The sequence below is a fragment of the Vibrio tarriae genome (assembly GCF_002216685.1).
Taxonomy (GTDB): domain Bacteria; phylum Pseudomonadota; class Gammaproteobacteria; order Enterobacterales; family Vibrionaceae; genus Vibrio; species Vibrio tarriae.
On the sequence record NZ_CP022353.1, the window covers coordinates 2290434 to 2314697 of the forward strand.

22 protein-coding genes, 1 tRNA gene and 1 pseudogene are annotated in these 24264 nt (G+C 48.3%); 9 read left to right on the forward strand and 15 right to left on the reverse strand.

Annotated elements, in window-relative coordinates; all coding sequences use genetic code 11:
* Positions 1-46: 46 nt before the first annotated feature.
* Positions 47-2635, forward strand: coding sequence for a DNA mismatch repair protein MutS (gene mutS, locus CEQ48_RS16190; protein ID WP_089072387.1), 2589 nt, complete (start codon positions 47-49; stop codon positions 2633-2635).
* A gap of 78 nt (positions 2636-2713) precedes the next feature.
* Here mutS and rpoS read toward each other — a convergent pair whose 3' ends face one another.
* From rpoS to folB, 11 genes and pseudogenes are all read right to left on the reverse strand, one after another.
* Positions 2714-3724 (reverse strand): RNA polymerase sigma factor RpoS, encoded by a 1011-nt coding sequence (gene rpoS, locus CEQ48_RS16195; RefSeq protein WP_089071941.1) that lies wholly within the window; start codon positions 3722-3724, stop codon positions 2714-2716.
* Between the two features lie 73 nt (positions 3725-3797).
* The gene (gene nlpD / locus CEQ48_RS16200) at positions 3798-4733 is read right to left on the reverse strand and encodes a murein hydrolase activator NlpD (RefSeq protein ID WP_089071942.1); all 936 of its coding nucleotides are present in this window, start codon (positions 4731-4733) and stop codon (positions 3798-3800) included.
* On the reverse strand, positions 4733-5359 hold the full coding sequence (locus tag CEQ48_RS16205; protein WP_089071943.1) for a protein-L-isoaspartate(D-aspartate) O-methyltransferase: 627 nt from the start codon (positions 5357-5359) through the stop codon (positions 4733-4735). Before CEQ48_RS16205 ends, nlpD begins: the two co-directional genes overlap by 1 nt.
* A complete protein-coding gene (gene surE, locus CEQ48_RS16210; protein ID WP_000698379.1) occupies positions 5352-6104 on the reverse strand; it encodes a 5'/3'-nucleotidase SurE in 753 nt (250 codons plus the stop codon). The genes CEQ48_RS16205 and surE overlap by 8 nt, the downstream gene beginning before the upstream one ends.
* Position 6105: 1 nt before the next feature.
* Positions 6106-7191: a tRNA pseudouridine(13) synthase TruD gene (gene truD, locus CEQ48_RS16215; protein ID WP_089071944.1), complete on the reverse strand. Its 1086-nt coding sequence runs from the start codon at positions 7189-7191 to the stop codon at positions 6106-6108.
* A gap of 29 nt (positions 7192-7220) precedes the next feature.
* Positions 7221-7697, reverse strand: coding sequence for a 2-C-methyl-D-erythritol 2,4-cyclodiphosphate synthase (ispF, locus tag CEQ48_RS16220; RefSeq protein WP_000619207.1), 477 nt, complete (start codon positions 7695-7697; stop codon positions 7221-7223).
* Positions 7694-8392 carry a 2-C-methyl-D-erythritol 4-phosphate cytidylyltransferase gene (gene ispD, locus CEQ48_RS16225; protein WP_089071945.1) on the reverse strand — a complete coding sequence of 233 codons (699 nt, stop codon included), beginning with the start codon at positions 8390-8392 and terminating at the stop codon, positions 7694-7696. The genes ispF and ispD overlap by 4 nt, the downstream gene beginning before the upstream one ends.
* Positions 8392-8673, reverse strand: a complete 282-nt coding sequence (gene ftsB / locus CEQ48_RS16230) for a cell division protein FtsB (RefSeq protein WP_176446029.1) — start codon at positions 8671-8673, stop codon at positions 8392-8394. The genes ispD and ftsB overlap by 1 nt, the downstream gene beginning before the upstream one ends.
* Before the next feature lie 114 nt (positions 8674-8787).
* Positions 8788-9591 (reverse strand): undecaprenyl-diphosphate phosphatase, encoded by an 804-nt coding sequence (locus CEQ48_RS16235; RefSeq protein ID WP_000119813.1) that lies wholly within the window; start codon positions 9589-9591, stop codon positions 8788-8790.
* Positions 9588-10094 (reverse strand): 2-amino-4-hydroxy-6-hydroxymethyldihydropteridine diphosphokinase, encoded by a 507-nt coding sequence (gene folK / locus CEQ48_RS16240; protein ID WP_089071947.1) that lies wholly within the window; start codon positions 10092-10094, stop codon positions 9588-9590. Before folK ends, CEQ48_RS16235 begins: the two co-directional genes overlap by 4 nt.
* Positions 10091-10445: pseudogene (folB, locus tag CEQ48_RS16245) on the reverse strand (bifunctional dihydroneopterin aldolase/7,8-dihydroneopterin epimerase). The gene folK and the pseudogene folB overlap by 4 nt, the downstream one beginning before the upstream one ends.
* A 188-nt stretch (positions 10446-10633) precedes the next feature.
* On the opposite strand from folB, the gene plsY reads away from it, so the two are divergent.
* Positions 10634-11263, forward strand: coding sequence for a glycerol-3-phosphate 1-O-acyltransferase PlsY (gene plsY, locus CEQ48_RS16255; protein WP_085603393.1), 630 nt, complete (start codon positions 10634-10636; stop codon positions 11261-11263).
* Between the two features lie 48 nt (positions 11264-11311).
* Here the strand turns inward: plsY and CEQ48_RS16260 are convergent, their stop codons facing one another.
* Positions 11312-12124 (reverse strand): alpha/beta fold hydrolase, encoded by an 813-nt coding sequence (locus tag CEQ48_RS16260; protein ID WP_001885690.1) that lies wholly within the window; start codon positions 12122-12124, stop codon positions 11312-11314.
* Between the two features lie 153 nt (positions 12125-12277).
* Complete coding sequence (gene tsaD / locus CEQ48_RS16265) at positions 12278-13297, reverse strand: tRNA (adenosine(37)-N6)-threonylcarbamoyltransferase complex transferase subunit TsaD (protein WP_001220125.1); 1020 nt, start codon at positions 13295-13297, stop codon at positions 12278-12280.
* 240 nt (positions 13298-13537) lie between these two features.
* On the opposite strand from tsaD, the gene rpsU reads away from it, so the two are divergent.
* The 7 genes from rpsU to CEQ48_RS16300 all read left to right on the forward strand — a co-directional run bounded on the left by rpsU (position 13538) and on the right by CEQ48_RS16300 (position 21845).
* Positions 13538-13753 (forward strand): 30S ribosomal protein S21, encoded by a 216-nt coding sequence (rpsU, locus tag CEQ48_RS16270; RefSeq protein WP_001145625.1) that lies wholly within the window; start codon positions 13538-13540, stop codon positions 13751-13753.
* Positions 13754-13782: 29 nt separating this feature from the next.
* Positions 13783-14226, forward strand: coding sequence for a GatB/YqeY domain-containing protein (locus CEQ48_RS16275; protein WP_001173893.1), 444 nt, complete (start codon positions 13783-13785; stop codon positions 14224-14226).
* Between the two features lie 89 nt (positions 14227-14315).
* Complete coding sequence (gene dnaG, locus CEQ48_RS16280; protein ID WP_089071948.1) at positions 14316-16079, forward strand: DNA primase; 1764 nt, start codon at positions 14316-14318, stop codon at positions 16077-16079.
* A 98-nt stretch (positions 16080-16177) separates the two neighbouring features.
* Positions 16178-18055, forward strand: coding sequence for an RNA polymerase sigma factor RpoD (rpoD, locus tag CEQ48_RS16285; protein WP_000372618.1), 1878 nt, complete (start codon positions 16178-16180; stop codon positions 18053-18055).
* A gap of 144 nt (positions 18056-18199) precedes the next feature.
* Positions 18200-18275 (forward strand) — tRNA-Ile (locus tag CEQ48_RS16290).
* A 473-nt stretch (positions 18276-18748) separates the two neighbouring features.
* Positions 18749-20509, forward strand: a complete 1761-nt coding sequence (locus CEQ48_RS16295) for a bifunctional lysophospholipid acyltransferase family protein/GNAT family N-acetyltransferase (RefSeq protein WP_089071949.1) — start codon at positions 18749-18751, stop codon at positions 20507-20509.
* Between the two features lie 256 nt (positions 20510-20765).
* Positions 20766-21845 carry a TRAP transporter substrate-binding protein gene (locus CEQ48_RS16300; protein WP_089071950.1) on the forward strand — a complete coding sequence of 360 codons (1080 nt, stop codon included), beginning with the start codon at positions 20766-20768 and terminating at the stop codon, positions 21843-21845.
* A gap of 349 nt (positions 21846-22194) precedes the next feature.
* Here CEQ48_RS16300 and CEQ48_RS16305 read toward each other — a convergent pair whose 3' ends face one another.
* Together CEQ48_RS16305 and CEQ48_RS16310 are read right to left on the reverse strand one after the other, a co-directional pair.
* Positions 22195-23100, reverse strand: coding sequence for a hypothetical protein (locus CEQ48_RS16305; protein WP_089071951.1), 906 nt, complete (start codon positions 23098-23100; stop codon positions 22195-22197).
* Positions 23085-24206: a type IV toxin-antitoxin system AbiEi family antitoxin gene (locus tag CEQ48_RS16310; protein ID WP_089071952.1), complete on the reverse strand. Its 1122-nt coding sequence runs from the start codon at positions 24204-24206 to the stop codon at positions 23085-23087. The genes CEQ48_RS16305 and CEQ48_RS16310 overlap by 16 nt, the downstream gene beginning before the upstream one ends.
* Positions 24207-24264 lie beyond the last annotated feature (58 nt).

The window sequence follows — 24264 nt, forward strand, 5'->3', positions numbered from 1 at the left end:
ATGCCGCAAGGCCTACGCAGATGATGATAAGCAGCGACATAAGATTATGATGAAATCGAACGCCTCACCAAGCGAGTCTCTTTCGCACCACACCCCGATGATGCAACAGTATTTAAGGCTCAAGGCGGAAAACCCAGACATTCTGCTGTTCTATCGCATGGGTGATTTTTACGAACTGTTTTATGACGATGCGAAACGCGCCTCTGAACTGCTAGATATTTCCTTAACCAAACGCGGCGCATCGGCGGGTGAACCCATTCCTATGGCGGGTGTGCCTTTCCATGCCGTGGAAGGTTATTTGGCGAAACTCGTCCAGATGGGGGAATCGGTCGCGATCTGCGAACAGATTGGCGATCCAGCCACCAGCAAAGGCCCCGTTGAGCGCAAAGTGGTGCGGATTGTGACACCGGGAACGGTGACCGATGAGGCCCTGCTCTCAGAGCGAGTCGATAACCTGATCGCGGCGATTTATCACCATAACGGCCGCTTTGGCTACGCGACCATGGATATCACCTCCGGCCGTTTTCAGCTCAGTGAACCGCAAACCGAAGAAGAGATGGCGGCAGAACTGCAACGCACTTCGCCTCGTGAACTCTTGTTTCCTGAAGATTTTTCGCCAGTGCATCTAATGGCCAATCGCCAAGGCAATCGCCGTCGCCCGATTTGGGAATTTGAGCTCGATACTGCGAAACAGCAGCTCAACCAGCAATTTGGCACGCGCGATCTGGTTGGCTTTGGGGTTGAGCAAGCAAAACTTGGCTTGTGCGCTGCCGGCTGCTTGATCCAATACGTGAAAGATACTCAGCGTACTGCTTTGCCACACATCCGTTCACTGACTTGGGATCGCCAAGATCAATCGGTGATTTTGGATGCCGCGACGCGGCGCAACCTTGAGCTCACTCATAACTTGGCGGGTGGAACAGATAACACGCTTGCAGAAGTACTCGACCATTGTGCGACCCCGATGGGCAGTCGTATGCTCAAACGTTGGATCCACCAACCGATGCGCGATAACGCCACCCTCAATCAGCGTTTAGATGCGATCACTGAGCTCAAAGAAACCGCTTTGTATGGGGAACTGCATCCCGTACTCAAGCAGATTGGCGACATTGAACGGATCCTCGCCCGTCTAGCGCTGCGCTCGGCGCGGCCGCGCGATTTAGCTCGCCTGCGCCACGCCATGCAGCAATTACCAGAATTGCACTCGGTCATGAGCGATCTTACGCAGCCTCACCTTGCCGAGTTACGCACCCATGCCGAGCCGATGGATGAATTGTGCGATTTACTCGAACGTGCGATCAAAGAAAACCCACCCGTGGTGATTCGTGATGGCGGTGTCATTGCCGATGGTTACAGTGCCGAACTGGATGAATGGCGCGATTTAGCCAATGGCGCAACCGAATTTCTGGAACGCTTGGAAGCCGAAGAGCGCGATCGTCACGGCATTGATACCCTAAAAGTGGGTTATAACAATGTGCACGGTTTCTACATTCAAGTGAGTCGGGGTCAGAGCCATTTAGTGCCTCCCCACTATATACGCCGTCAAACCTTAAAAAACGCTGAGCGTTACATCATCGAAGAACTTAAACAGCATGAAGACAAAGTGCTCAATTCTAAGTCTCGTGCTTTAGCGTTAGAAAAACAGCTATGGGAAGAGTTGTTCGATTTGCTGTTGCCGCATCTTGAGCAGCTGCAACAACTGGCGGCTTCCGTTGCTCAATTGGATGTGCTGCAAAACCTCGCAGAGCGTGCAGAAAACTTGGAATATTGTCGCCCAACGCTGGTTCAAGAGGCGGGCATTCACATCCAAGGTGGTCGCCACCCTGTGGTAGAGCGAGTAATGAATGAGCCGTTTATCGCCAACCCGATCGAACTTAATCCACAGCGACGCATGCTGATCATTACTGGCCCGAATATGGGCGGTAAATCGACTTACATGCGTCAAACCGCCTTGATTGCACTGATGGCGCATATCGGCAGTTATGTGCCTGCTGAAAGTGCGTCAATCGGCCCACTGGATCGTATTTTTACCCGTATCGGCGCGTCCGATGATCTTGCGTCTGGCCGCTCAACCTTTATGGTGGAGATGACGGAAACCGCCAATATTTTGCACAATGCGACCCGTAACAGTTTGGTGTTGATGGATGAGATTGGCCGCGGGACCAGTACTTATGACGGACTCTCGCTCGCTTGGGCGAGTGCCGAGTGGCTCGCCAAAGAGATTGGTGCCATGACCCTGTTTGCCACTCACTATTTTGAGTTAACCGAACTGCCGAATGTGTTACCTCATCTGGCGAATGTCCATTTAGACGCGGTTGAACATGGTGATGGCATCGCCTTTATGCACGCAGTGCAAGAGGGTGCCGCGAGTAAATCGTATGGTTTAGCCGTAGCAGGACTGGCTGGCGTACCGAAGCCCGTGATTAAAAATGCGCGCGCCAAGTTGCAACAGCTTGAGCTATTAAGCTCGCAACCTGCCGAGACTCGTAAGCCAAGCCGCGTCGATATTGCCAACCAACTGAGCTTAATTCCTGAACCGAGCGCGGTTGAACAAGCATTAACAGCGTTGGATCCCGATGAGCTAACACCACGTCAGGCACTTGATGCGCTGTATCGCTTGAAAAAGATGCTTTGACTCTCTATTTCTCAGCCCAGAAAAACCAAAGGCACTCTTAAAGAGTGCCTTTATATTTAAATACAGAAGGAAAATGGGTTAGTTGACATCGTATTCAACGTTAAACAGAGCTTCCATATTCAAACCTTGTTTCACCAGAATCTCACGCAGACGACGTAAGCCTTCCACTTGGATTTGGCGTACTCGCTCACGAGTGAGATTGATCTCACGACCCACTTCTTCCAAAGTAGACGGCTCATAACCCAGCAGCCCAAAGCGACGAGCAAGCACTTCTTTTTGCTTTGGATTGAGTTCATCCAACCAGTTGAGCAGCGATTCACGAATGTCATCATCTTGAGTCGAAAACTCAGGATCGGCATTGTGAGAGTCTGGCAAAATATCCAGCAGCGCCTTATCCCCATCACCACCAATTGGTGTATCCACTGAGCTGATCCGTTCGTTAAGACGCAGCATCTTAGTGACATCATCGACAGGTCGGTCTAACTCAAGAGCTATTTCTTCTGGCGTAGGTTCGTGGTCAAGGCGCTGTGATAATTCGCGAGCAGTACGCAAATAAATGTTCAGCTCTTTGACGACATGAATCGGTAGACGAATGGTGCGTGTTTGGTTCATCAGCGCACGTTCAATGGTTTGACGGATCCACCATGTTGCGTAGGTAGAGAAGCGGAAACCGCGTTCTGGATCGAATTTCTCAACCGCACGGATCAGACCAAGATTACCTTCTTCAATCAGATCGAGCAGTGCTAATCCTCGGTTACTGTAACGGCGTGAAATTTTTACCACCAAACGCAAGTTACTTTCAATCATGCGTTTACGTGCGGCTTCATCGCCACGTAAGGCACGACGAGCATAAAGCACTTCTTCTTCGGCGGTAAGGAGCGGTGAAAAACCAATTTCGCTGAGATACATCTGGGTCGCATCAAGACTTTTCGCAGAAGCATCAAACTCTTCACGAACGTCTTCACTTGCCCCTTCAACAGCAACTAATTCTTCATCATTGGCGAGCTCGGCATCAGTTTCTAGCACTTCCAGTGCTTCATCTTCAAAATCGAACTCTTCTACTTTGGTTACGGTATTGCTGACACTCATAGCGGCCTCCCCCTGGCAACTTTGCGAGTCATTGCGATTTACAACCTTTGCAGTATGACCTTAGCAATATGAGTTAAGGTAAGTAGCGTTTAGGATTCACTGACTTCCCTTGATAACGGATCTCAAAATGCAAGCGTACGCTGTTAGTACCAGAACTTCCCATGGTGGCGATCTTCTGGCCTGCTTGCACTGTTTGTCCTTCCTTTGCTAGCAGCTGATCGTTGTGGGCATAGGCACTTAGATAGTGCTCATTATGTTTTATGATTATCAGGTTGCCATAACCACGTAATGCATTGCCCGAATACACTACGGTTCCCTCTGCAGTGGCAACGACAGCCTGACCACGTTGGCCTGCGATGTCTATCCCTTTGTTGCCTTGATCGCCCGCAGAAAAATTCTTTATGACTCGCCCTTTGGTCGGCCATAGCCACTTCGCTATCTTCTCATCTGAAGGTTTAGCTTTTGCTACATTCACATTAACATTTTGTTTACCGACAGGTTCAACATACTCCTTTGTTTTTGTTTGTTCAACCGCCTTAACTGGATCTTTTTTAGTCAAATTTTGACTATTTGCTGATCCTTTTTGTGCAATTTTGGCATTAGAGCTTTTGCTCGCAGATTGAGCAATCGTTGCCGTCGTCGCCGTTTTTACCGCAGTCGCACTAGCGCTTGAAGCCACAGCCACTGTTGTTGCACCACCGGTTCCACCGTAAGCAGGAGGCGTGTAGTTGGGCAACCAGAGCTTAATTTTTTGCCCAGGATGAATAGTGTAAGGTGGAGCGAGATCGTTGTAACTGATCAGATCATTTACATCTTTATCTGTGAGGTAGGCAATAAAATAGAGCGTGTCGCCTTTTTTAACTTCATAGTAACTTCCGCGATAGCTACCACGCTCAACACTGTTGTAATTTTTACCCAATCCAGAGACTGGTGCTGGCGTAGGCGCAGTACAGCCGAATAATAAGCTGCAAAACAATAACAAGCCCAGTCGGAAAGAGTAAAGCGTCATCAGGCAAGATCTCCCGCGACCAGTGGCACAAAACGCACAGCTTCAACCCGCTCAGAGATAAACTGCCCACCTTGGCGCACAATTCTGTACAGATATTGCTCGTCTTCGCCCACAGGGATCACCATACGACCGCCCTCAGCAAGCTGATCCAATAGACTTTGCGGCACCTTTGCCGCTGCTGCCGTCACAAGGATCGCATCAAAAGGTCCACGAGCGGGCCAACCTTGCCAGCCATCGCCATGTTTCGTCGACACGTTATAGATATCCAACTGCTTCAAGCGTCGTTTCGCATCCCATTGCAGGGTTTTGATCCGCTCAACAGTAAACACATGATTAACCAGTTTGGCGAGAACTGCGGTTTGATAACCAGAGCCCGTACCAATTTCTAGCACTTTGGTTTCTGGGGTTAACGCCAGTAGCTCTGTCATCTTCGCCACGATATAGGGTTGCGAGATGGTCTGGCCTTGACCTATGGGCAGGGCATTATTGTCATAAGCTTGATGCATCATGGCCGGTGCGACGAAAAACTCGCGTGGCAGTGCATGGATTGCCGCCAACACTTGTGGTGAGGTAATCCCCTGCTCAGTTAAAAATTGAATCAGTCTGTCGGCTTTTGGGTTAGCCATTCACCTTTTCCTTTAACCAATGATCCATGCTACGCAGTGACTCATGTGCCGTTAGGTCAACTTGTAGCGGCGTGAGTGATACCCAGCCACGTTCAATCGCATGAAAATCCGTTCCCGGACCGGCATCTTGCTCTTTACCCGGAGGACCAAGCCAATAAATATCATGCCCACGCGGATCTTTCTGCTTTATCATGCTTTCGGCGTGATGCCGCGCACCTAAGCGTGTGACTTCAATACCTTGAATGAGTTCTAAGGGTCGATCCGGAATATTTACGTTAAGTAAGCGATTGGTCGGAATCGGGTTAGCCAGATGTTGCTCGACCAATTGACGCACAAAGTGAGCAGCACTAGCAAAATGCGTGGTTCCCGCCAGAGAAAAGGCGATCGACTGCACGCCAAGAAAATGCCCTTCCATTGCCGCCGCCACCGTACCGGAATAGAGCACATCATCACCCAAGTTAGCTCCGTGATTGATTCCGCTCAGTACCAGATCCGGTAGCGCGTCTTTCATCAGTTCATTAAGCGCAAAGTGCACGCAATCAGTCGGGGTGCCTTGCACGGAATAGGTATTCTCGGCAATTTGCGACACTCGTAATGGATGCTCTAAGGTCAGTGAATTCGAGGCACCACTGCGGTTACGATCCGGCGCGACAATCACAATCTCCGCTAAATCACGCAATGCATCCGCCAAAGCATGAATGCCTTGTGCGTAAACGCCATCATCGTTACTGAGTAGAATCTTCATCTTAATCTTCGCTCTCTGAATCGCGGCTCTCTTGTTCATGGCCTTGATCGTAATGACGCACCACTGGGATCTCTTCGATCAATTCACGCACTAAGGAAGTCACAAAGCTACCCGCATCCAATGAGAAACGCAGAGTGATTTGATCCTCTTGCACTTGCCAGCTTAAGTTTTGCGCTTTTAAGGCGATCGCACGGCGATCATGGCGCATACGATTACCCCGGATCAGCGCCATTAAATCGGGCTCTGCATCCAATTCAGCTTGTTCCAGTTGCAAGGCTTGACCCGAAGTCGGCAAGGCATTATCACCCGCCAAAGCCGCTGAAATCGCAACTTCTCCAGCTTGCAAACGCTGATCCCAAGCGGATAGATCACCTGCCACGTTGAACATTTGCTGTTCTGCTAAAGCAATGTCACCTTCGATAAAGCGAGCAAAACAGCCCTGTTCAATTCGCTTTGAGACAATCTGGTTGAAAATCCACGAACGAGCTGCAGACAGATATAAGCTGCGCTGATTCTGATTGCGCGAACGGACATTATCACGCCCCCAACGGCGCGCTTCACTGAGGTTATTGCCATGACGTCCAAAACGCTGGCTACCAAAGTAATTGGGTACGCCCAGTTCAGCGACCGTTTCTAAACGGCTTAATACGGCTGGAACATCGCTGACTTTCGATAAAGTGACGACAAATTCATTGCCTTGCAAATCGCCCGGACGCAACTTTTTGTCGTGGCGAGTCACCTCTAGAATTTCAATGCTAGGGTATTGTGCCAGAAACGCAGAGAAGTCCGGCGTTTCGCCATTCGGCAGATGCACGCTCAGCCACTGCTCGGTAACGGCGTGTCTATCTTTCAACCCAGCCCAACTCACCGCGCGTGAAGGCACGCCACAAGCCTTGGCTAATTCATTGGCTACAAAGCTGGTATTCTCCCCTGTCTTACGAATACGTACCATTAAGTGTTCACCACTGCCAGTTAAGGAGTACCCCAACACTTCGTTGACTTGAAAGTGCTCTGGTAGGGCTTTGAGTTTGGCTTTTGCAGTCGGTTTACCGCACAAATAAGCCAGAGGAGAGAGAATATCAGTCATCTTAATTCCAAAATTTTTTATAAGCTGAGTTAAGCTTTGTGCAAAAGTACAACCGCTTCGCAGGCAATACCTTCTTTACGTCCGGTAAAGCCGAGTTTTTCTGTCGTGGTGGCTTTGACGTTAATATTGCCCAGATCGGTTTCCAGATCTTCGGCAATCGCCGCGCACATCGCCTGAATATAAGGGGCCATTTTCGGCGCTTGGGCAATGATAGTGACGTCCGCATTACCAAGCACATAACCTTGCGCTTTGACACGGCGATACACGTCTTTGAGGAGCTCGCGGCTGTCTGCCCCTTTCCATTTATCATCGGTGTCCGGGAAGTGGCGGCCAATGTCTCCGGCAGCAATCGCGCCGAGCAAGGCATCACTTAATGCGTGCAGTGCCACATCACCGTCAGAATGGGCGATCAATCCTTGCTCATAAGGGATCTTCACTCCACCAATAATGATGGGACCTTCGCCGCCAAAACGGTGTACATCAAAGCCGTGGCCAATTCTGATCATGATTTTTCCTTATTACGACTTAAATAGAACTCGGCCAACGCGAGATCTTCAGGTTGAGTAATTTTGAGATTATCGGCACGTCCTGCCACTAAAGCAGGCTTTTCACCACGCCATTCAAAGGCTGAGGCTTCATCGGTAATCGTGACTTGCTGCTGTAAAGCGACGAATAACCTCTCTCGCAGTGATTGGGCACGAAACATTTGCGGTGTCAGCGCATGCCAGAGCGCAGTGCGATCAACGGTATGCTCAATCTGCTGTAAGTGATCGCCACGTTTCATGGTGTCCCGCACGGGCGAGGCCAAAATCGCACCAATCGGATGAGCTAAAGCCGTGGTGATGAGCTGAGTGATATCGGCGTGAGTCACACACGGACGCGCCGCATCATGCACCAATACCCATTCACTGAGGCGATGCTGGCAGACATACTCCAGTGCCGACAATACCGAATCCGCCCGCTCTTTGCCGCCATCGACACGAATCACACGCGGATGATGCGCCAGAGACAAATTCGCAAAATAGGGGTCATCAGCACTCACCGCCACCACCACGTGTTCGATGTTAGGATGTTCTAAAAGATGTTCAATGGTGTGTTCGAGCACCGTTTTACCGAGCAAGGTTAAATACTGCTTAGGGCGATCCGCTTGCATACGGCTACCCACACCCGCGGCGGGGACAATCGCTGTCATATTGTTCATTAGCGCGACTCCTCACCGATGATGCGATAGAAGGTTTCTCCATCTTTGACCATACCCAATTCGTTACGGGCACGCTCTTCAATCGCATCTAGCCCTTGGCGCAGGTCATCAATTTCGGCAAACATCTCTTGGTTGCGTAGGTGAAGGTTGGCATTCACCTGCTGCTGCACCTCAATTTCCGCTTGTACAGCGCGAAAATCCATCACACCGTTTTTGCCCCACATCAGGGTATAAAGCAGCCAGACCAATAGCAGGCTTAGGGTCAAAGCAAATACTCGCATAACCAATCCATCTTTCTTTCAAAACCAACGCCACAAAATCGTGGCGTTGGTCACTTGCTCGAATGCTGCCTATTTATACCATAAAGCCTAGAAAAGGCGCTCGCTGGCAGGTGATTATTGAGTTAATAAAAACGCAAATAAGCCTACACCAAGCACTAAGCGATAAATCACAAACGGGGTCATGCCCATACGAGAGATGAGCTTCAGGAAGAAGTGAATACAGATGTAAGCACTGATAAATGAAGTGATGATGCCTGTCAGTAAGAAACCGCTGTGTACGGGTTCACCACTGGTCACCAGTTTCAATCCGAGATAACTGCCCGCCAATACGATAATTGGAATCGACATTAAGAATGAAAAACGCGCCGCCGCTTCACGGGTAAAGCCAAGATAGAGCGCAGCGGTGATGGTTGCGCCAGAGCGTGAAGTGCCAGGAATAATAGCCACGGCCTGCGCCAAACCAATAAACAGCGCTTTTTTCCAATCCGCTTGATATTCGTCGGCTTTGAGCTCTGCATGTTTATCGACATACCAGAGTAAAAGGCCAAACACTATGGTCGTTGTCGCGATGACCCAAGCGCTGCGCAAATAGAGCTCAACAATATCTTTCATCACAAAACCGAACAGACAAGCCGGAATCGTAGCCAGCACGATCAACCACGCTAATTTGGCTTCTTTGCTGCGATCACCTTTAAAAATCGAAGCAAAAAAAGCACTTAATAACGAAACCACTTCTTTTCGAAAATAGAGCACGACTGCGGCGAGCGTTCCCACGTGTACCGCCACATCAAAGGCCAAGCCTTGATCTTCCCAACCTAAAATAGCCGAAGGCAAGATCAGGTGTGCGGAGCTAGAAATCGGTAAAAACTCGGTAAAGCCTTGAATTAAAGCCAGAATGAACGACTCAAAATAACTCATGATTGTTTCTTCTCGTTAATAGAAAACCAGATCGGTACTGGGGTGAGTGATGCTAAATCCTGCGCTTGTTGCCAAATCTGCTCAACAGTTCGACCATCACCAGCAATCACTCGCTGCGGACAGAGCTCATATAAAGGTTGAATCACAAACGGATAGCGATAGATATCCGGTCGAGGCAGCACTGGATCATTCTCCGATACGCAATCGCCATACAGCACAATATCAAGATCCAGTGTTCGATCCTGATACTTTTGTGCATTCGGCAAACGGCCACAACGCAGCTCGATCGCTTTTAACTGCTTCATCAATTCAGGCAGCGCGAGCTCTGTCTCCATCTCAACCATCAGATTGAAGAAAGGATGGCTGGCAAACCCAACGGATGGACACTCATAAATCGTGGACAGACGCCACTGGCTCGCCAGCTCGGCTAATGCACGAAGGCCAGCTTCAATCGACTGATGGCGATCCTGATTTGAGCCCATACCAATATAAGCGGTGATCATCCACGCGCTCGCTCGATGATCACGCCGACTCCTTTGGCTTGCGGCACTGCGCCCGGCTTGGTCAAACGGATGCGGATCCAAGGCACAGCAAAGCGAGTCATGATCAGTTCAGCCACTTCTTCAGCCACACGCTCTACCAGTAAAAAAACGCCCTTGTTCGATATGCTCCAGCACAGCTTGGCTGACTTGGGCATAGTCCAGAGCATCCGCTACATCATCACTTTTTCCCGCTGCACGGTTGTCGTGCGCCATTTCCAGATCGAGCACCAATTTCTGCTTAATCTGCTGTTCCCAGTCGTAGACCCCAATCGTAGTGATCACTTCCAACTGTTCAATAAACACTTTATCCATGCTCAATCGCTTCCTGTTCACAGGTCGGATACCCAAACCGATGAAAAAATCGTACTATCCGCTCAATCGCGATATGATATACCCAAACCTGTTCAAGATGCTAAATCCTAAAAGATTTTTTCTTATTCAACAGGGAATACAAATACTTATTCGAGATAACTTTTCGAAACACGCAGTTTGAGGCTGTTATGACTCCATTGGCGCTCAGCATGATCATTTTTGCCTATCTACTGGGGTCAATTTCCAGTGCGGTGTTGATTTGTCGTGTTCTGCGTCTCCCCGATCCGCGTGACGTGGGCTCACAAAACCCCGGAGCCACCAATGTACTGCGCATCGGCGGCAAAAAAGCCGCAGTGGCCGTTTTATTGTGTGACATGCTCAAAGGCACCATCCCAGTTTGGGGCGGCTACTTCCTCAATATTGAACCTTTTATGTTGGGATTGGTGGCAATCGCCGCCTGCCTTGGTCACATGTACCCGATTTTTTTCCATTTCAAAGGTGGAAAAGGCGTGGCAACCGCGTTAGGTGCAATCGCACCGATTGGGCTCGATTTAACCGCTATGGTGATGGCCACATGGCTTGTCGTTGTCGTACTGTTTCGCTACTCGTCGCTTGCAGCCTTAGTCACTGTGTTGCTCGCGCCCCTCTACACTTGGCTGATTAAGCCACAGTACACGCTTCCAGTTGCCATGTTGTGCTGTTTGATTGTGCTGCGCCATCATCAAAACGTGAAGCGCCTGTTTGCGGGTACCGAGCCCAAGGTCGGTGAAAAGAATAATAAGAAGCCGAGCGATGATGAAGAGAGCCGCGTAGTGTAACCGTGCGCGGCTCAATAAGTGATCGCCATTTCATCAATGGCAGAAAAATCAATATACGGTTGCTAAGAACGTTTGCAGGTGGTGTGTCACGGATTCTGCCTGCTCCAAACTACTGATATGTCCCGCCCCTTCAATCACTTCAAGTTGACTGCCTCGAATCGTATCTTGCATCAGATAAGACTCTAATGCTGGGCGAGGAGTATCTTCACTGCCGACCATGATGAGTACAGGCAGAGTTAAGTGTTCGATCTCATCCATCAAATCACGACGCCCGAAAATCATGCGCCCTAAACGCGCCACTTCAACAGCACGCTCGCCGCTCAAACCTTGCAGAGCCGAGCGAAATTGCGCCACAACAGGCAACTCGTTTTTCAACGTGTTAGATGCAAAAAACATAGGAACAACCGCCTCCACAATCGGAGCGGGCACCGCTTGCAGCTGAGCAATGGTATCTAACATGGCGAAGTATTTTTTGTGGGTCACTTCCGGTTCAAGACCCACGAAAGTATCCATCATAACCAGAGATTGAACTCGCTTTGGCGCGAGTAAGGCTAGCTCTGCGCCCCACATTCCCCCCACCGACAAGCCAATCACAGAGAAATGCTCAATCTGCAGATGATCCATCAGCGCCAACATATGTTGAGCGTAATCTTTGAGATTGCTCATCGCAGCGGGGGCAGCCTCTGAAGCGCCATGCGCCCAAAAATCTGGAACAATACAACGATAGCGTTGACTTAACGCCGCCACTTGCGGAGCCCACATTTGGTGATCCCACAAATAGCTGTGCCCAAAGAGCAACACTTCGCCTTCCCCGACATCAAGATAAGCCATTTTTTGGCCATCAATCAGCATCGAATTCATTTTAGTTATTTATCCATCAATAAAGTAGACGCTGACTGTAACATGAGATGCAAAGCAGAGAACTCTGAGCAGAAATTCAGCATTATCTAATTCATTCTTTTGTTTAGAAAAAACGGCCACTAGCGCGACCGTTTCAATACTATTGCGTTGTACTTATTTTTTTATAGGCGTTAACTGATCAATCGGCCAACGCGGGCGAGCTTGCAAGCCAAGTTCACACACATCACCATTTTTCAAACGTTGCATGCCAGCATAAGCGATCATCGCTCCGTTATCGGTACAAAATTCAGTACGTGGGTAATACACTTCGCCACCGATTTTTTTCGCTAGTTTTTCCAAATCAGCACGCAACTGCTTGTTGGCACTCACACCACCCGCAATCACCACACGCTTAAGTCCCGTCTCTTCCAATGCGCGTTTACACTTAATGACTAAAGTGTCGCACACGGCTTCTTGGAAGGCGTAAGCAATATCCGCACGGGTCTGTTCATCGTCGCCATTTGCAGCAATGGTATTGGCAGTAAAGGTTTTTAAACCAGAAAAACTCATATCGAGCCCCGGTCTGTCCGTCATAGGACGGGGAAATTTAAAGCGTCCCGGAGTCCCTTTTTCCGCCAGTTTGGCCAATAACGGGCCGCCTGGATAATCCAATCCCATCAATTTGGCCGTTTTATCAAAGGCTTCACCAGCCGCATCATCGATAGACTCACCTAAAATGCGGTATTCTCCAATGTTTTTCACTTCCACCAACATGGTGTGACCACCCGATACCAGCAAAGCGACAAACGGAAACGGCGGCGGGTTCTCTTCCAGCATCGGAGCGAGAAGATGACCTTCCATGTGATGAACCGGCACCGCTGGCACATTCCAAGCGTACGCTAAACTGCGCCCAATCGTAGCGCCAACCAAGAGCGCCCCCACCAAACCGGGGCCTGCAGTAAAAGCCACACCGTCTAAATCTTGCGGCGTCACATTTGCCTCTGCCATCGCCGCTTTGATGAGTGGGATGGTTTTTTTTACATGATCACGCGAAGCCAGTTCAGGCACCACACCACCATAATCGGCATGCAGTTTTACCTGACTGTAAAGCTTATGAGACAGCAGTCCTTTTTCGTCATCGTAAATCGCGATACCCGTTTCGTCACAAGAGGTTTCAATACCAATAATGCGCATAGTTTTCTCAGCACGCTGCCATCTAAAATCAAATATGGCGTCATGTTACCTCGCCTTGGCGCGACAAACAAACCTTGCCCAGAATGTAAGCGACAAAGTGCTTTACAAAGGAAGGACGATCGGATTAAAATTCCGCACCATTTTGATCTGGCTGGTTATCGACTTGGCGCACAAGGGTTCTTGCTGCTCTGGTCATCAAAATATCAGCATTAACGAATTAACCCCCGAGGTGAAAGGCATATGCCAGTAGTTAAAGTACGTGAAAACGAACCGTTCGACGTAGCTCTGCGTCGTTTCAAACGCTCTTGCGAAAAAGCAGGTATCCTTTCTGAAGTGCGTCGTCGTGAGCACTACGAAAAGCCAACTACCGTTCGCAAACGCGCTAAAGCAGCTGCTCAAAAGCGTCACGCTAAGAAGCTAGCTCGCGAAAACGCACGTCGCGTTCGTCTGTACTAATAACAGCTTCCTAAACTAAGGAATTTGTTATGGCTCTGATTGAGAATCTCAAAGAAGAGCAAAAACTAGCGATGAAAGCCAAGGATAAACCACGCCTTGGCGCTATCCGTTTAGTGTTGGCCGCTATTAAACAACGTGAAGTCGATGAGCAGATCACTCTGAGCGATGACGACATTGTTGCAGTGCTGACCAAAATGGTGAAACAGCGTCGCGACTCTGTAAGCCAATACGAAGCAGCAGGTCGTCAAGACTTGGCTGATGCGGAAAAAGCAGAGATCACCGTACTTGAGGAGTTTATGCCTCAACCTCTGAGCGATGATGAAGTGAAGGCCCTGATTGACAGCGCAATCACTGAATCAGCCGCCGAAGGCATGCAAGACATGGGTAAGGTGATGGCTGTACTTAAACCGCATATTCAAGGGCGTGCAGACATGGGTAAAGTGAGCGGTTTGGTCCGCGCTAAACTGGCTTAATCCCAACCCAATTACAGCAAGCCGTGCAATCCTTTGGAACGCACGGCTTGTTTGTATTTGACCCTATCTTTCGGTGCATGCAAAGATCTATGGCAGGACACATCCCCCGCAGTTTTATTGATGACCTCCTTGCTCGACTCGATATTGTCGACGTTATTGACGCACGCGTAAAACTGAAGAAGAAAGGCAAAAACTACAGCGCCTGCTGCCCTTTCCATAACGAAAAAACCCCTTCATTCAGTGTCAGTCAGGAAAAACAGTTCTATCACTGCTTCGGCTGTGGTGCTCATGGCAATGCCATCGACTTTGTCATGGAATATGAGCGCATGGAGTTTCCTGAGGCCATTGAAGAGCTGGCTTCGACCATAGGTCTTGAAGTTCAGCGTGAAGAAAGAACGCCTTCCAGCCCCTTTGCGAAAAATACGCCAGCCGTCAAAAGTGAAGATAAGCGCAGCCTGTATGACTTGATGGGCAGCATCGCCCAGTTTTATCGTCAGCAGCTTAAAGTTCCTGCCAACAAGCATGCGATTGAATACTTAAAAAATCGTGGTTTATCTGGAGAAATCGTCCAGAAATTTGGTATTGGATACATAGCGGATGAATGGGATCTTGTACGGCGCAATTTTGGTCAGCAGCGCAGCAGTGAAGATATGCTTGTCACCGCAGGTATGCTGATTGAAAACGATAACGGCCGCCGTTATGACCGCTTTCGCGGGCGAGTCATGTTTCCAATTCGCGATCGTCGTGGTCGAGTCATTGGTTTTGGTGGCCGCATTACTGAGCAAGGCACACCGAAATACCTAAACTCGCCTGAAACTCCGATTTTCCATAAAGGCAAAGAGCTGTACGGATTATATGAAGTCCTGCAGACCTATCGAGAGCCTCCACAAATTTTAGTCGTGGAAGGCTATATGGATGTTGTGGCGCTCGCTCAATATGGTGTCGATTACTCTGTAGCCTCTCTGGGCACCTCAACCACAGGCGATCACTTACAACTGCTGTTTCGCCAAACTAACCATGTCATCTGTTGTTATGACGGTGACCGAGCAGGACGAGATGCCGCATGGCGCGCATTAGAAAATGCACTCAGCTACCTAAAAAGCGGCAATATCTTAAAGTTTCTGTTTCTGCCAGACGGTGAAGACCCCGATAGCTACGTGCGTAAATACGGCAAAGCCGATTTTGAACAACAGGTTGCCAATGCCACACCGCTGTCGCAGTACTTATTTGAGAACTTGATTGAACTGCACCAAATTAGCTTGGGTAGCCATGAAGGTAAATCAGCACTGCGCGCCGTTGCAACACCACTTATCGACAAAATTCCGGATCCTTTTTTACAAGAGGTCCTAGAGAAATTACTCGATGAACGGACAGGTTTTGATCACCAACTGCGCCGTAAAAAAGCACGTAAGACAGAAAATCGACCCGCACCGCATAAAGCAATAAAACGGACACCCATGCGTGATGTTATCGCGCTCTTGATACAAAATCCGAGCTATGCTGAATTGGTACCAGACCTAACGAGTGTGCGTCATTTGATGCTGCCCGGTCTCGATACCTTCAGTGAAGTACTTGAGAAATGTCGTCAATATCCCCATATCACTACGGGTCAATTACTCGAACATTGGCGAGACTCAAAAAATGAGACACTTCTGTCTCGTCTGGCAAGTTGGGAAATCCCCCTTGTCGAAGACAATCAAGAAGAACTATTTTTAGACTCATTGGACAAAATTCTTGCCCAGTGCGTAGAAAAACAAATTGAAAATTTGCAGGCCAAAGAGCGAAGTGTCGGTTTATCAACCGAAGAGAAAAGAGAGCTACAAGACTTGATCTTAAAAGGCTTGAAAGCGTAACTCTGTTGAGATAGTCAGCAAAGAATAAATTTGTTAGTATACGTGGTTTGCATTGCGCATACTTATTCCTTCACCAGATACGAAGTTGGATACCGTCTATGGATCAAAATCCGCAGTCACAGCTTAAACAACTTGTCCTTCGCGGCAAGGAACAGGGCTATCTGACCTACGCCGAAGTAAATGACCACTTGCCTGCTGAAATCGTTGATTCAGAGCAGGTGGAAGATATTATTCAGATGATTAATGACATGGGCATTAAGGTGGTGGAAACCGCACCTGATGCCGATGATCTTGCCCTCAGCGATGATACTACCATCACTGACGAAGATGCTGCTGAAGCAGCCGCCGCGGCACTTTCTAGCGTAGAGAGTGAGATTGGCCGCACCACCGACCCAGTACGTATGTACATGCGTGAAATGGGTACGGTTGAGCTTTTGACACGTGAAGGTGAAATCGATATTGCCAAGCGCATTGAAGATGGTATTAACCAAGTTCAAAGTGCGATTGCTGAGTATCCTGGAACCATCCCTTATATTCTTGAGCAGTTTGATCGTGTTCAGGCCGAAGAGCTACGTCTCACTGACCTGATTTCAGGTTTCGTTGACCCTAACGACATGGAAACCGAAGCGCCAACCGCGACTCACATCGGTTCTGAGCTTTCTGAAGCGGACCTCGCGGATGAAGATGATGCTGTCGTCGAAGATGAAGACGAAGATGAAGACGAAGATGGCGACGGTGAAAGCAGCGACAGCGAAGAAGAAGTCGGTATCGACCCTGAACTGGCTCGAGAGAAATTCAATGAACTGCGTGGCAAGTTCCAAAACCTGCAATTAGCGGTTAATGAATTTGGTCGTGACAGTCATCAAGCTTCTGAAGCGTCAGACTTAGTGCTTGATATCTTCCGTGAATTCCGCCTAACACCAAAGCAATTCGACCACTTGGTTGAAACTCTGCGCACTTCAATGGATCGTGTTCGCACCCAAGAACGTTTGGTGATGAAAGCGGTAGTTGAAGTCGCGAAGATGCCGAAGAAATCGTTCATCGCCCTATTTACAGGCAATGAATCGAATGAAGAGTGGCTGGATAAAGTCCTTGCTTCTGACAAGCCTTACGTAGCGAAAGTCCGTGAGCAAGAAGAAGAGATCCGCCGTTCCATTCAGAAACTACAAATGATCGAGCAAGAGACATCACTGTCTGTTGAACGCATCAAAGACATCAGCCGTCGTATGTCAATCGGTGAGGCGAAAGCTCGCCGTGCGAAGAAAGAGATGGTTGAAGCAAACTTACGTCTGGTAATTTCGATTGCTAAGAAATACACCAACCGTGGTCTGCAATTCTTGGATCTGATCCAAGAAGGTAACATCGGTTTGATGAAAGCCGTCGATAAGTTTGAATACCGTCGTGGTTATAAATTCTCAACTTATGCGACTTGGTGGATCCGTCAGGCAATCACTCGTTCTATTGCTGACCAAGCACGTACGATTCGTATTCCAGTACACATGATCGAGACGATCAATAAACTGAATCGAATTTCGCGCCAAATGCTGCAAGAGATGGGTCGTGAGCCTCTGCCTGAAGAATTGGCAGAACGCATGCAAATGCCAGAAGACAAAATCCGCAAAGTGCTGAAAATTGCCAAAGAGCCCATCTCCATGGAAACACCAATTGGTGATGATGAAGATTCGCATCTGGGCGATTTTATCGAGGATACCACCCTCGAGCTACCACTGGATTCTGCGACCGCAACCAGCCTTAAAGCTGCCACTCGCGATGTATTAGCAGGCCTAACACCTCGTGAAGCGAAAGTGCTACGTATGCGTTTCGGTATCGATATGAATACCGACCATACTCTGGAAGAAGTGGGCAAGCAGTTTGATGTAACCCGTGAACGTATTCGTCAGATTGAAGCGAAAGCACTGCGTAAACTGCGTCATCCAAGCCGCTCAGAAGTTCTGCGCAGCTTCTTGGATGAATAATTCAAGTTGGTTATGAACTGAAAAAGGTGAGCTGAGCTCACCTTTTCTTTTTTATACAAGCTAAGTGAATAAATTGTAAGCACTATTGAACCCGCTTTGGCTAGACACACCTAACCCCTTCCAATATAATCTGACACCTAATTTGGCCCCTTAGCTCAGTGGTTAGAGCAGGCGACTCATAATCGCTTGGTCCCCAGTTCGAACCTGGGAGGGGCCACCAAATTCCAGAAGGTTAGTAGGCCTAGTGCTTACTAACCTTTTTTGTTCCTGACGATTTTAGGTCAGGTAATGGGTTGGGTACCCCCCGACCAGGCACTCTTTTCTAATGGCTTAACGCCGTGCTCTCAACCCAATTGCTCGACTTCATAAAAAGCAACGGGAGCATAAGCTCCCGTCTATTCCAGATCAGCAAATCAAAGGTGTAATGTTGTTTTGATTGGTTGCGTTTTACCCGCTTATCTAAACTAGCATTAAAATTCATTGCACATCACATTTTGTGTATAATTTGTGAGCAAATGTACTTATTCCTGAAATTGTCACACAAATTTCAACTTATTTTTCTTGTGCTCCCCTAAACCATTTGAAGTTGCAGTAGGAAAGGATACGCCACGCAACAAAAAGCTCATCAGACTGTCGCTATTTTGCAATATGCAGCCTCTAGCCTCTTGGTAAACCATCACATAAGAGGTTGCTATGCTTTCTACTTCTCCATTTGTTCTGCCACGAAAAACCCCATTTGGTTTAGGTGAACACTTAGCGGAATGGGCAACAGGACTGAAACGTCTCAATCAATTCTATGCTCAACGCCCAGCAAGCGGTGATACTCAAGCGTTTTTGCGCTTTACCTTGGATGTTCTTGGTATCGATTATCAAGTAGTACGCGGCAAACTCACACATGTTCCTGCTCAAGGGGCAACTGTCGTGGTCGCTAACCATCCTTTAGGCTGCGTTGAAGGGGTGATTTTGGCTGAGCTGCTGCTTTGCGTTCGCTCAGATGTAAAAATTCTCGCTAATCAGTATTTAAAACTGGTGCCCGAGCTTGCCTCACTATTTATCGGCGTAGATGTGTTTGAAGGCGCCGATGCCGCAAAATCGAATCTGCATGCACTTCGCCAAGCGCATAAACACCTTGAGCAAGGTGGGTTGCTACTGATGTTTCCTGCTGGGGAAGTCTCCCAATTGGTTGACAGCAAGCAAGGTCGTTTGGAAGACAAAGAGTGGAGCCAATCGGTCAGCCGCCTCGTTAAAAAACATCAAGCGCATACGGTTCCAGTTTATATTGATGGCCATAACTCAACCCCTTTTTACCTTGCAGGAAAAATTCACCCTATGCTGCGCACCTTAATGCTGGGGCGCGAGCTGCTCAATAAGCAGCATACTCAAATTGGTATCGCGATTGGTGAGGGGATTTCACACAGCGAAGTACAACATCTTTGTGATCAACAGTTGGTCAATTATCTGCGCCTCAATACCTATCTTTTGCAATCTTCTCCCGTGCGCAACAAGACCGCCAGTGATCGATCCTTACCTCCCGTTGCAGAGCGCCTTCCATTAGCCGATCTGCTCGAAGATATCGCGCAGTTGCCTTACGCCGACCATATGCTGCGCCATAACCAATTTGATGTGTATTGCACCACAGCGGATAACATTCCTTCGTTGATGCATGAAATTGGCCGCATTCGCGAGTTGAATTTCCGTGAGGTGGGCGAAGGAACGGGCTGTGCGCTGGATATTGATCGATTTGATCGCGATTACCTTCACCTATTTATTTGGGATAGAGAGAAAAGTCAGCTGGTGGGCGCATACCGTTTAGGGCTCGTTGATAAGGTTATTGAGCACAAGGGGATCAGCGGCCTCTACTCCAGTACCCTATTTCATTATGATCAACGCTTCCTCAATAACATGGGCAATGCGATTGAAATGGGGCGTTCGGTGATTGACAGCCAATATCAAAAAAGCATGGCGGCCCTGCTTTTGCTTTGGAAAGGCATTGCTACTTATGTCGAACGCCACCCACAATATACCCACCTTTTTGGCCCTGTGAGTATCAGCAACGATTACAGTGAACAAGCCAGACGTTTACTCGCCGATACCATGACTCTGCACTATTACGATAGTGAGCAAGCCGAGTTAGTGATGGCCACCAACCCTCTACCTACAGGCCAAGCACAATGGAATGCCAGCCTTTTGACGTCACTCGCCGACTTACAACTCCTGTCACGAGTGATTGCTCGGCTCGATGAAGGAAAGGGAATTCCGGTGCTACTGCGCCAGTATCTAGGATTAAACGGAAAGCTGGTGAGCTTTAATGTGGATCCTGCGTTCAATAACGCACTAGATGGCTTGATCGTGGTTGATCTTCGCAATGTGCCCACGAAAACCTTAGCGCGTTACATGGGGCAATCTGAAGCTCTGCGCTATCTTGCCACCCACCAATATTTCAGCGATATCTAACCCGTCATGCCAAGGTGCTTCATCTTGGCGTGACCCATCAAACATTTCTTGAATCAAAATAAAATGCTACCGAGTCAAAATTTCCTCTCAATATCGCCAGTTTGATACTGACTAGTCATTGGTATCATGCTTCATTTACACGCAAAGTTAGTATTTCAGACTAAAACACTCCTCCCCTTCTGCCACCCTTGATGATTGACTCTTTTTTCAGCAACTTAGACTCTACAGCTTCAATAACGATAACAATGAGGAAGTTATGTCAATCACAACCTATTTAAATAAAAGCCGCATCGTACTGGCTCTTGTCCTGAGCACAGTTTTAGGAACCGCGCAGGCTAACGAACCATCCGTTTATAAACTGACGCTGGCCGAAACGTGGGGGGCGAATACTCCGATCCTCGGCGATGCACCGAAAAACATGGCGAAATTGGCCGCTGAAATGTCCAATGGCCGCATTCAAATCCGTATCGACTCGGCCAACAAACACAAAGCACCGCTGGGCGTGTTTGATATGGTGAAATCCGGTCAATACGATCTCGGTCACTCCAGCTCTTATTATTGGAAAGGCAAGGTTCCGAATACCCTCTTTTTCTCTTCGATGCCGTTTGGCATGATCGCAACTGAGCAATACGCTTGGTTCTATTATGGCGGTGGGATGTCTTTGATGGAGAAGGTGTACGCGCCGCATAACCTCCTGTCGTTTCCAGGCGGTAACTCAGATATTCAAATGGGCGGATGGTTTAAAAAAGAGATCAACAGCGTTGACGATCTGCAAGGGCTGAAAATGCGTATTCCGGGATTTGCGGGTGAAGTGTTGGCAAAACTTGGCGCGAAACCCACGAACATAGCACCGGGGGAGCTTTATACCTCGCTAGAACGCGGCACCATCGACGCACTGGAATGGGTTGGCCCAGCCTTTGATCTGCGAATGGGTTTTCATAAAATTGCCCCTTATTACTACACCGCATGGCATGAGCCTGGCTCAGAAACGCAATTTTTAGTCAATAAGAAGAAGTGGGATACGCTACCAAAAGACATCCAAGTGATTTTAGAAACCGCTTTCCGTGTCGCCGCTTTCGATATGTACAACCAAGCGATCGATGCGAATGCGACGAGCTGGGCAGCGATGAAAAGTGAGTACCCAAACATCAAAGTTCGTGACTTTCCACCCGCAGTACTTGCCGCGCTACGCCAAGCCAACAATGAACTTCTGCAAGAGCAGGCAGCAAGCGATCCGCTCGCTAAAGAGATCATCGACTCGCAGCAGGCTTACTTAACCAAAGTGCGTGATTGGACTCGGATCTCGACACAAGCGTACTTAAATACCAATCCTTAATGGCAATGCGCTGGATAAACAAAGGGCTACCATCTGGTAGCTGTGAGATGACAAAATATTTCTAAAATAATTTAACTCAAAAATACCAATATGTCTCTTCCAATATTCAATTGGTGACAAAATATTTCTAAAGTATTTTTTGAGGAGCTTTACGTATCTCATTAAAAAATGACAATACAGTTCTAAAATAATGCTGGGAGCTGCACATTTAGAATGGCTGTTACAACCAGCATATTTTTCATGGATAGATACTGCTGCCACCAAGTGCATTTTTTCGAGTTCTCTCAAAAAACATTATCCATAGCTGAGTATCTAAACGATTCCCAAAACATGATGCTTGATATCTGATTTAATTTTCCCGTTGCTTTTCAATCTCTTTCAGCAGGCTCTGAACTAAGCCAGATGCAAAACGCTGCCTACTGACAAAATCATCTTCATCGTCGCCATCTTCGCCATAGAAGCGAGCGTAAGCAACAGACCCCACCTTTACGTAGCCTTCACCATGTTCGTCGTCTACAAAACGCTTGGCGAGCGCAACTAGCCCGTCCTGCACGGCCTCAGGGTGCTGACCTGATCGAATACGATGAACAAACATAGCAGCGACTTCTGCTATCGTACCTGAGTATCTGATCACATGGATTAGGTCCGCAGCATCCTTCCCCTCTTGGCGTTGGTCCAGCGCAAGTGCTTTCAAAATGACAAATGCGGGCACATCCGCAAATCGTACTTTATCAACAGATAGACCACCACCATCGAGGCGGTTGGCTGCAATATCCTTTTCCTGATACCAGTCGTGTACAATTCGGGCATGCTTAATTGTTAGTGCTGATACTCTTTCCCCATCGACACTGATGACCTGACCGGGGCTTTGACTCCCTGCATCCCTCAAAAGCTCAACAACCACCTCAATGCGGTCATCGACTCTTCGACGCCAACGCCAAGAAGCCGTATTTCCCTCTTCACCTCCACGCGTAAAACCGCGGGCATTTAGCTGGTCCGCAAGGCTAGAGTATTCGTTGCCTGCCGCCAGTACCTCTAGGTTAAGTACTATATCAACGTCCGAAGTACCAATATGTAAAGGAACATCGGGGGCTCTCTCTGGAGTAAGGTATCGTGGTACCAAGCCCCCGACAAGTCTCAGAGTTTCCTTAAGGCTTCCAAAGGCACTAAGCAGTGTGACCAAAGTCATCTCACATGCCGATGTAACATTTTGATCGTATCCAGCCGCTGTTTGAGGCTTCAATCCCGTTGCCATAAAGACTCCAATCGTTCTCTAACATTTTCCGCCAGTTCTTTGTTGCGTCCTCGACCATCTAATAAGTCTAAGTAAAGAATATAAGGGCTTGCTAAAAACATAAAATGGTCCGAGTACATGTAATTACTTCGATAAAGCAAACTCGCAGGTTCTCGCTCGATGAGCGTAACGTTCGCCCCTTTACTTACAGGCTTCAGGCCTAAAACATCAGCCATCTTCTCCGCGTAGCCATTGGGCACAATTATTTCAGCTCCCTCAGTGCTCGTTAGTGATGGGGTGTATATATTAGCCGCAGCAGCACCTGTGAACGCCCATGGATAATAAACGTTATGACGATCTATCTGATCCGCTAGATGAGCAAGGATATACTTGGGATTTTCAACAAATGTGTACCACTTTGACTTTTTTTCTTTGCGCCCTTGCCACTGCTTAGACCAGGCGTCCAAAAGCTTGCCAGGTTGAGTAAGCATTCTACGCTTGCTCGGTCCTCCGCCGGTTGACTCCATCCACTCACGCAACGTCAGTTCCTGCAACACAAGAGAGCATGTATATGGAGAAGTTTCGGCTTTTTCGGCTAGTTCTGCACCAGTTAACCACTCATGGCTATCCATCAAAAGAGTATGTATTACACTTTCACGAGCCCCAGTGAAAAGATCAATGCCCTGAAAGTTCTTTTTGGCACGGCTAGAAGGCTTTTCGATATTGATGAGCCAGCCATCGTGCTTTAAATACAGGCTTCCTCCCAGCTCGAATGTTGCGATATTCTCCTCTCTAAGCTCCTGCTTGGCCCCGGGACTCAAGACGGCAGCAGCGAGAAGCCCAATAGTTTCATAGCGATGAGAAGTTGTTTCCATGCATCTTTGGAGCTGGTGCACTGCATTCCTGATGTCTCTTGGGTAGACTTCCTTTTTGACTTCGACGAGTACTTGCAGAGTTTTCCCCGGAGCCCTAATCACGATCATACCGTCAGAATCATTCCTACCAAGCTCGTGTGAAGCATCTAGCACTGAGGCTTCGGAGCCAAGTGCTTCAGTAAGAGCCTCCACCAGTGCACCAAGCATCTCCTTTTCGAATTCAAAACCGATACTATGTGAGGATTGCCCCATAACTTTAGCCTCTCATCTATTATTAGCTGTACAGCAAATATGGTAATTTTTGCTAATA

What these genes read in the sequence shown, in the direction of transcription:
- mutS (WP_089072387.1), top strand. Translation starts at nt 47, where the DNA reads ATGATGAAATCGAACGCCTCACCAAGCGAGTCTCTTTCGCACCACACC.
- rpoS (WP_089071941.1), bottom strand. Translation starts at nt 3,724, where the DNA reads ATGAGTGTCAGCAATACCGTAACCAAAGTAGAAGAGTTCGATTTTGAA.
- nlpD (WP_089071942.1), bottom strand. Translation starts at nt 4,733, where the DNA reads ATGACGCTTTACTCTTTCCGACTGGGCTTGTTATTGTTTTGCAGCTTA.
- CEQ48_RS16205 (WP_089071943.1), bottom strand. Translation starts at nt 5,359, where the DNA reads ATGGCTAACCCAAAAGCCGACAGACTGATTCAATTTTTAACTGAGCAG.
- surE (WP_000698379.1), bottom strand. Translation starts at nt 6,104, where the DNA reads ATGAAGATTCTACTCAGTAACGATGATGGCGTTTACGCACAAGGCATT.
- truD (WP_089071944.1), bottom strand. Translation starts at nt 7,191, where the DNA reads ATGACTGATATTCTCTCTCCTCTGGCTTATTTGTGCGGTAAACCGACT.
- ispF (WP_000619207.1), bottom strand. Translation starts at nt 7,697, where the DNA reads ATGATCAGAATTGGCCACGGCTTTGATGTACACCGTTTTGGCGGCGAA.
- ispD (WP_089071945.1), bottom strand. Translation starts at nt 8,392, where the DNA reads ATGAACAATATGACAGCGATTGTCCCCGCCGCGGGTGTGGGTAGCCGT.
- ftsB (WP_176446029.1), bottom strand. Translation starts at nt 8,673, where the DNA reads ATGCGAGTATTTGCTTTGACCCTAAGCCTGCTATTGGTCTGGCTGCTT.
- CEQ48_RS16235 (WP_000119813.1), bottom strand. Translation starts at nt 9,591, where the DNA reads ATGAGTTATTTTGAGTCGTTCATTCTGGCTTTAATTCAAGGCTTTACC.
- folK (WP_089071947.1), bottom strand. Translation starts at nt 10,094, where the DNA reads ATGATCACCGCTTATATTGGTATGGGCTCAAATCAGGATCGCCATCAG.
- plsY (WP_085603393.1), top strand. Translation starts at nt 10,634, where the DNA reads ATGACTCCATTGGCGCTCAGCATGATCATTTTTGCCTATCTACTGGGG.
- CEQ48_RS16260 (WP_001885690.1), bottom strand. Translation starts at nt 12,124, where the DNA reads ATGAATTCGATGCTGATTGATGGCCAAAAAATGGCTTATCTTGATGTC.
- tsaD (WP_001220125.1), bottom strand. Translation starts at nt 13,297, where the DNA reads ATGCGCATTATTGGTATTGAAACCTCTTGTGACGAAACGGGTATCGCG.
- rpsU (WP_001145625.1), top strand. Translation starts at nt 13,538, where the DNA reads ATGCCAGTAGTTAAAGTACGTGAAAACGAACCGTTCGACGTAGCTCTG.
- CEQ48_RS16275 (WP_001173893.1), top strand. Translation starts at nt 13,783, where the DNA reads ATGGCTCTGATTGAGAATCTCAAAGAAGAGCAAAAACTAGCGATGAAA.
- dnaG (WP_089071948.1), top strand. Translation starts at nt 14,316, where the DNA reads ATGGCAGGACACATCCCCCGCAGTTTTATTGATGACCTCCTTGCTCGA.
- rpoD (WP_000372618.1), top strand. Translation starts at nt 16,178, where the DNA reads ATGGATCAAAATCCGCAGTCACAGCTTAAACAACTTGTCCTTCGCGGC.
- CEQ48_RS16295 (WP_089071949.1), top strand. Translation starts at nt 18,749, where the DNA reads ATGCTTTCTACTTCTCCATTTGTTCTGCCACGAAAAACCCCATTTGGT.
- CEQ48_RS16300 (WP_089071950.1), top strand. Translation starts at nt 20,766, where the DNA reads ATGTCAATCACAACCTATTTAAATAAAAGCCGCATCGTACTGGCTCTT.
- CEQ48_RS16305 (WP_089071951.1), bottom strand. Translation starts at nt 23,100, where the DNA reads ATGGCAACGGGATTGAAGCCTCAAACAGCGGCTGGATACGATCAAAAT.
- CEQ48_RS16310 (WP_089071952.1), bottom strand. Translation starts at nt 24,206, where the DNA reads ATGGGGCAATCCTCACATAGTATCGGTTTTGAATTCGAAAAGGAGATG.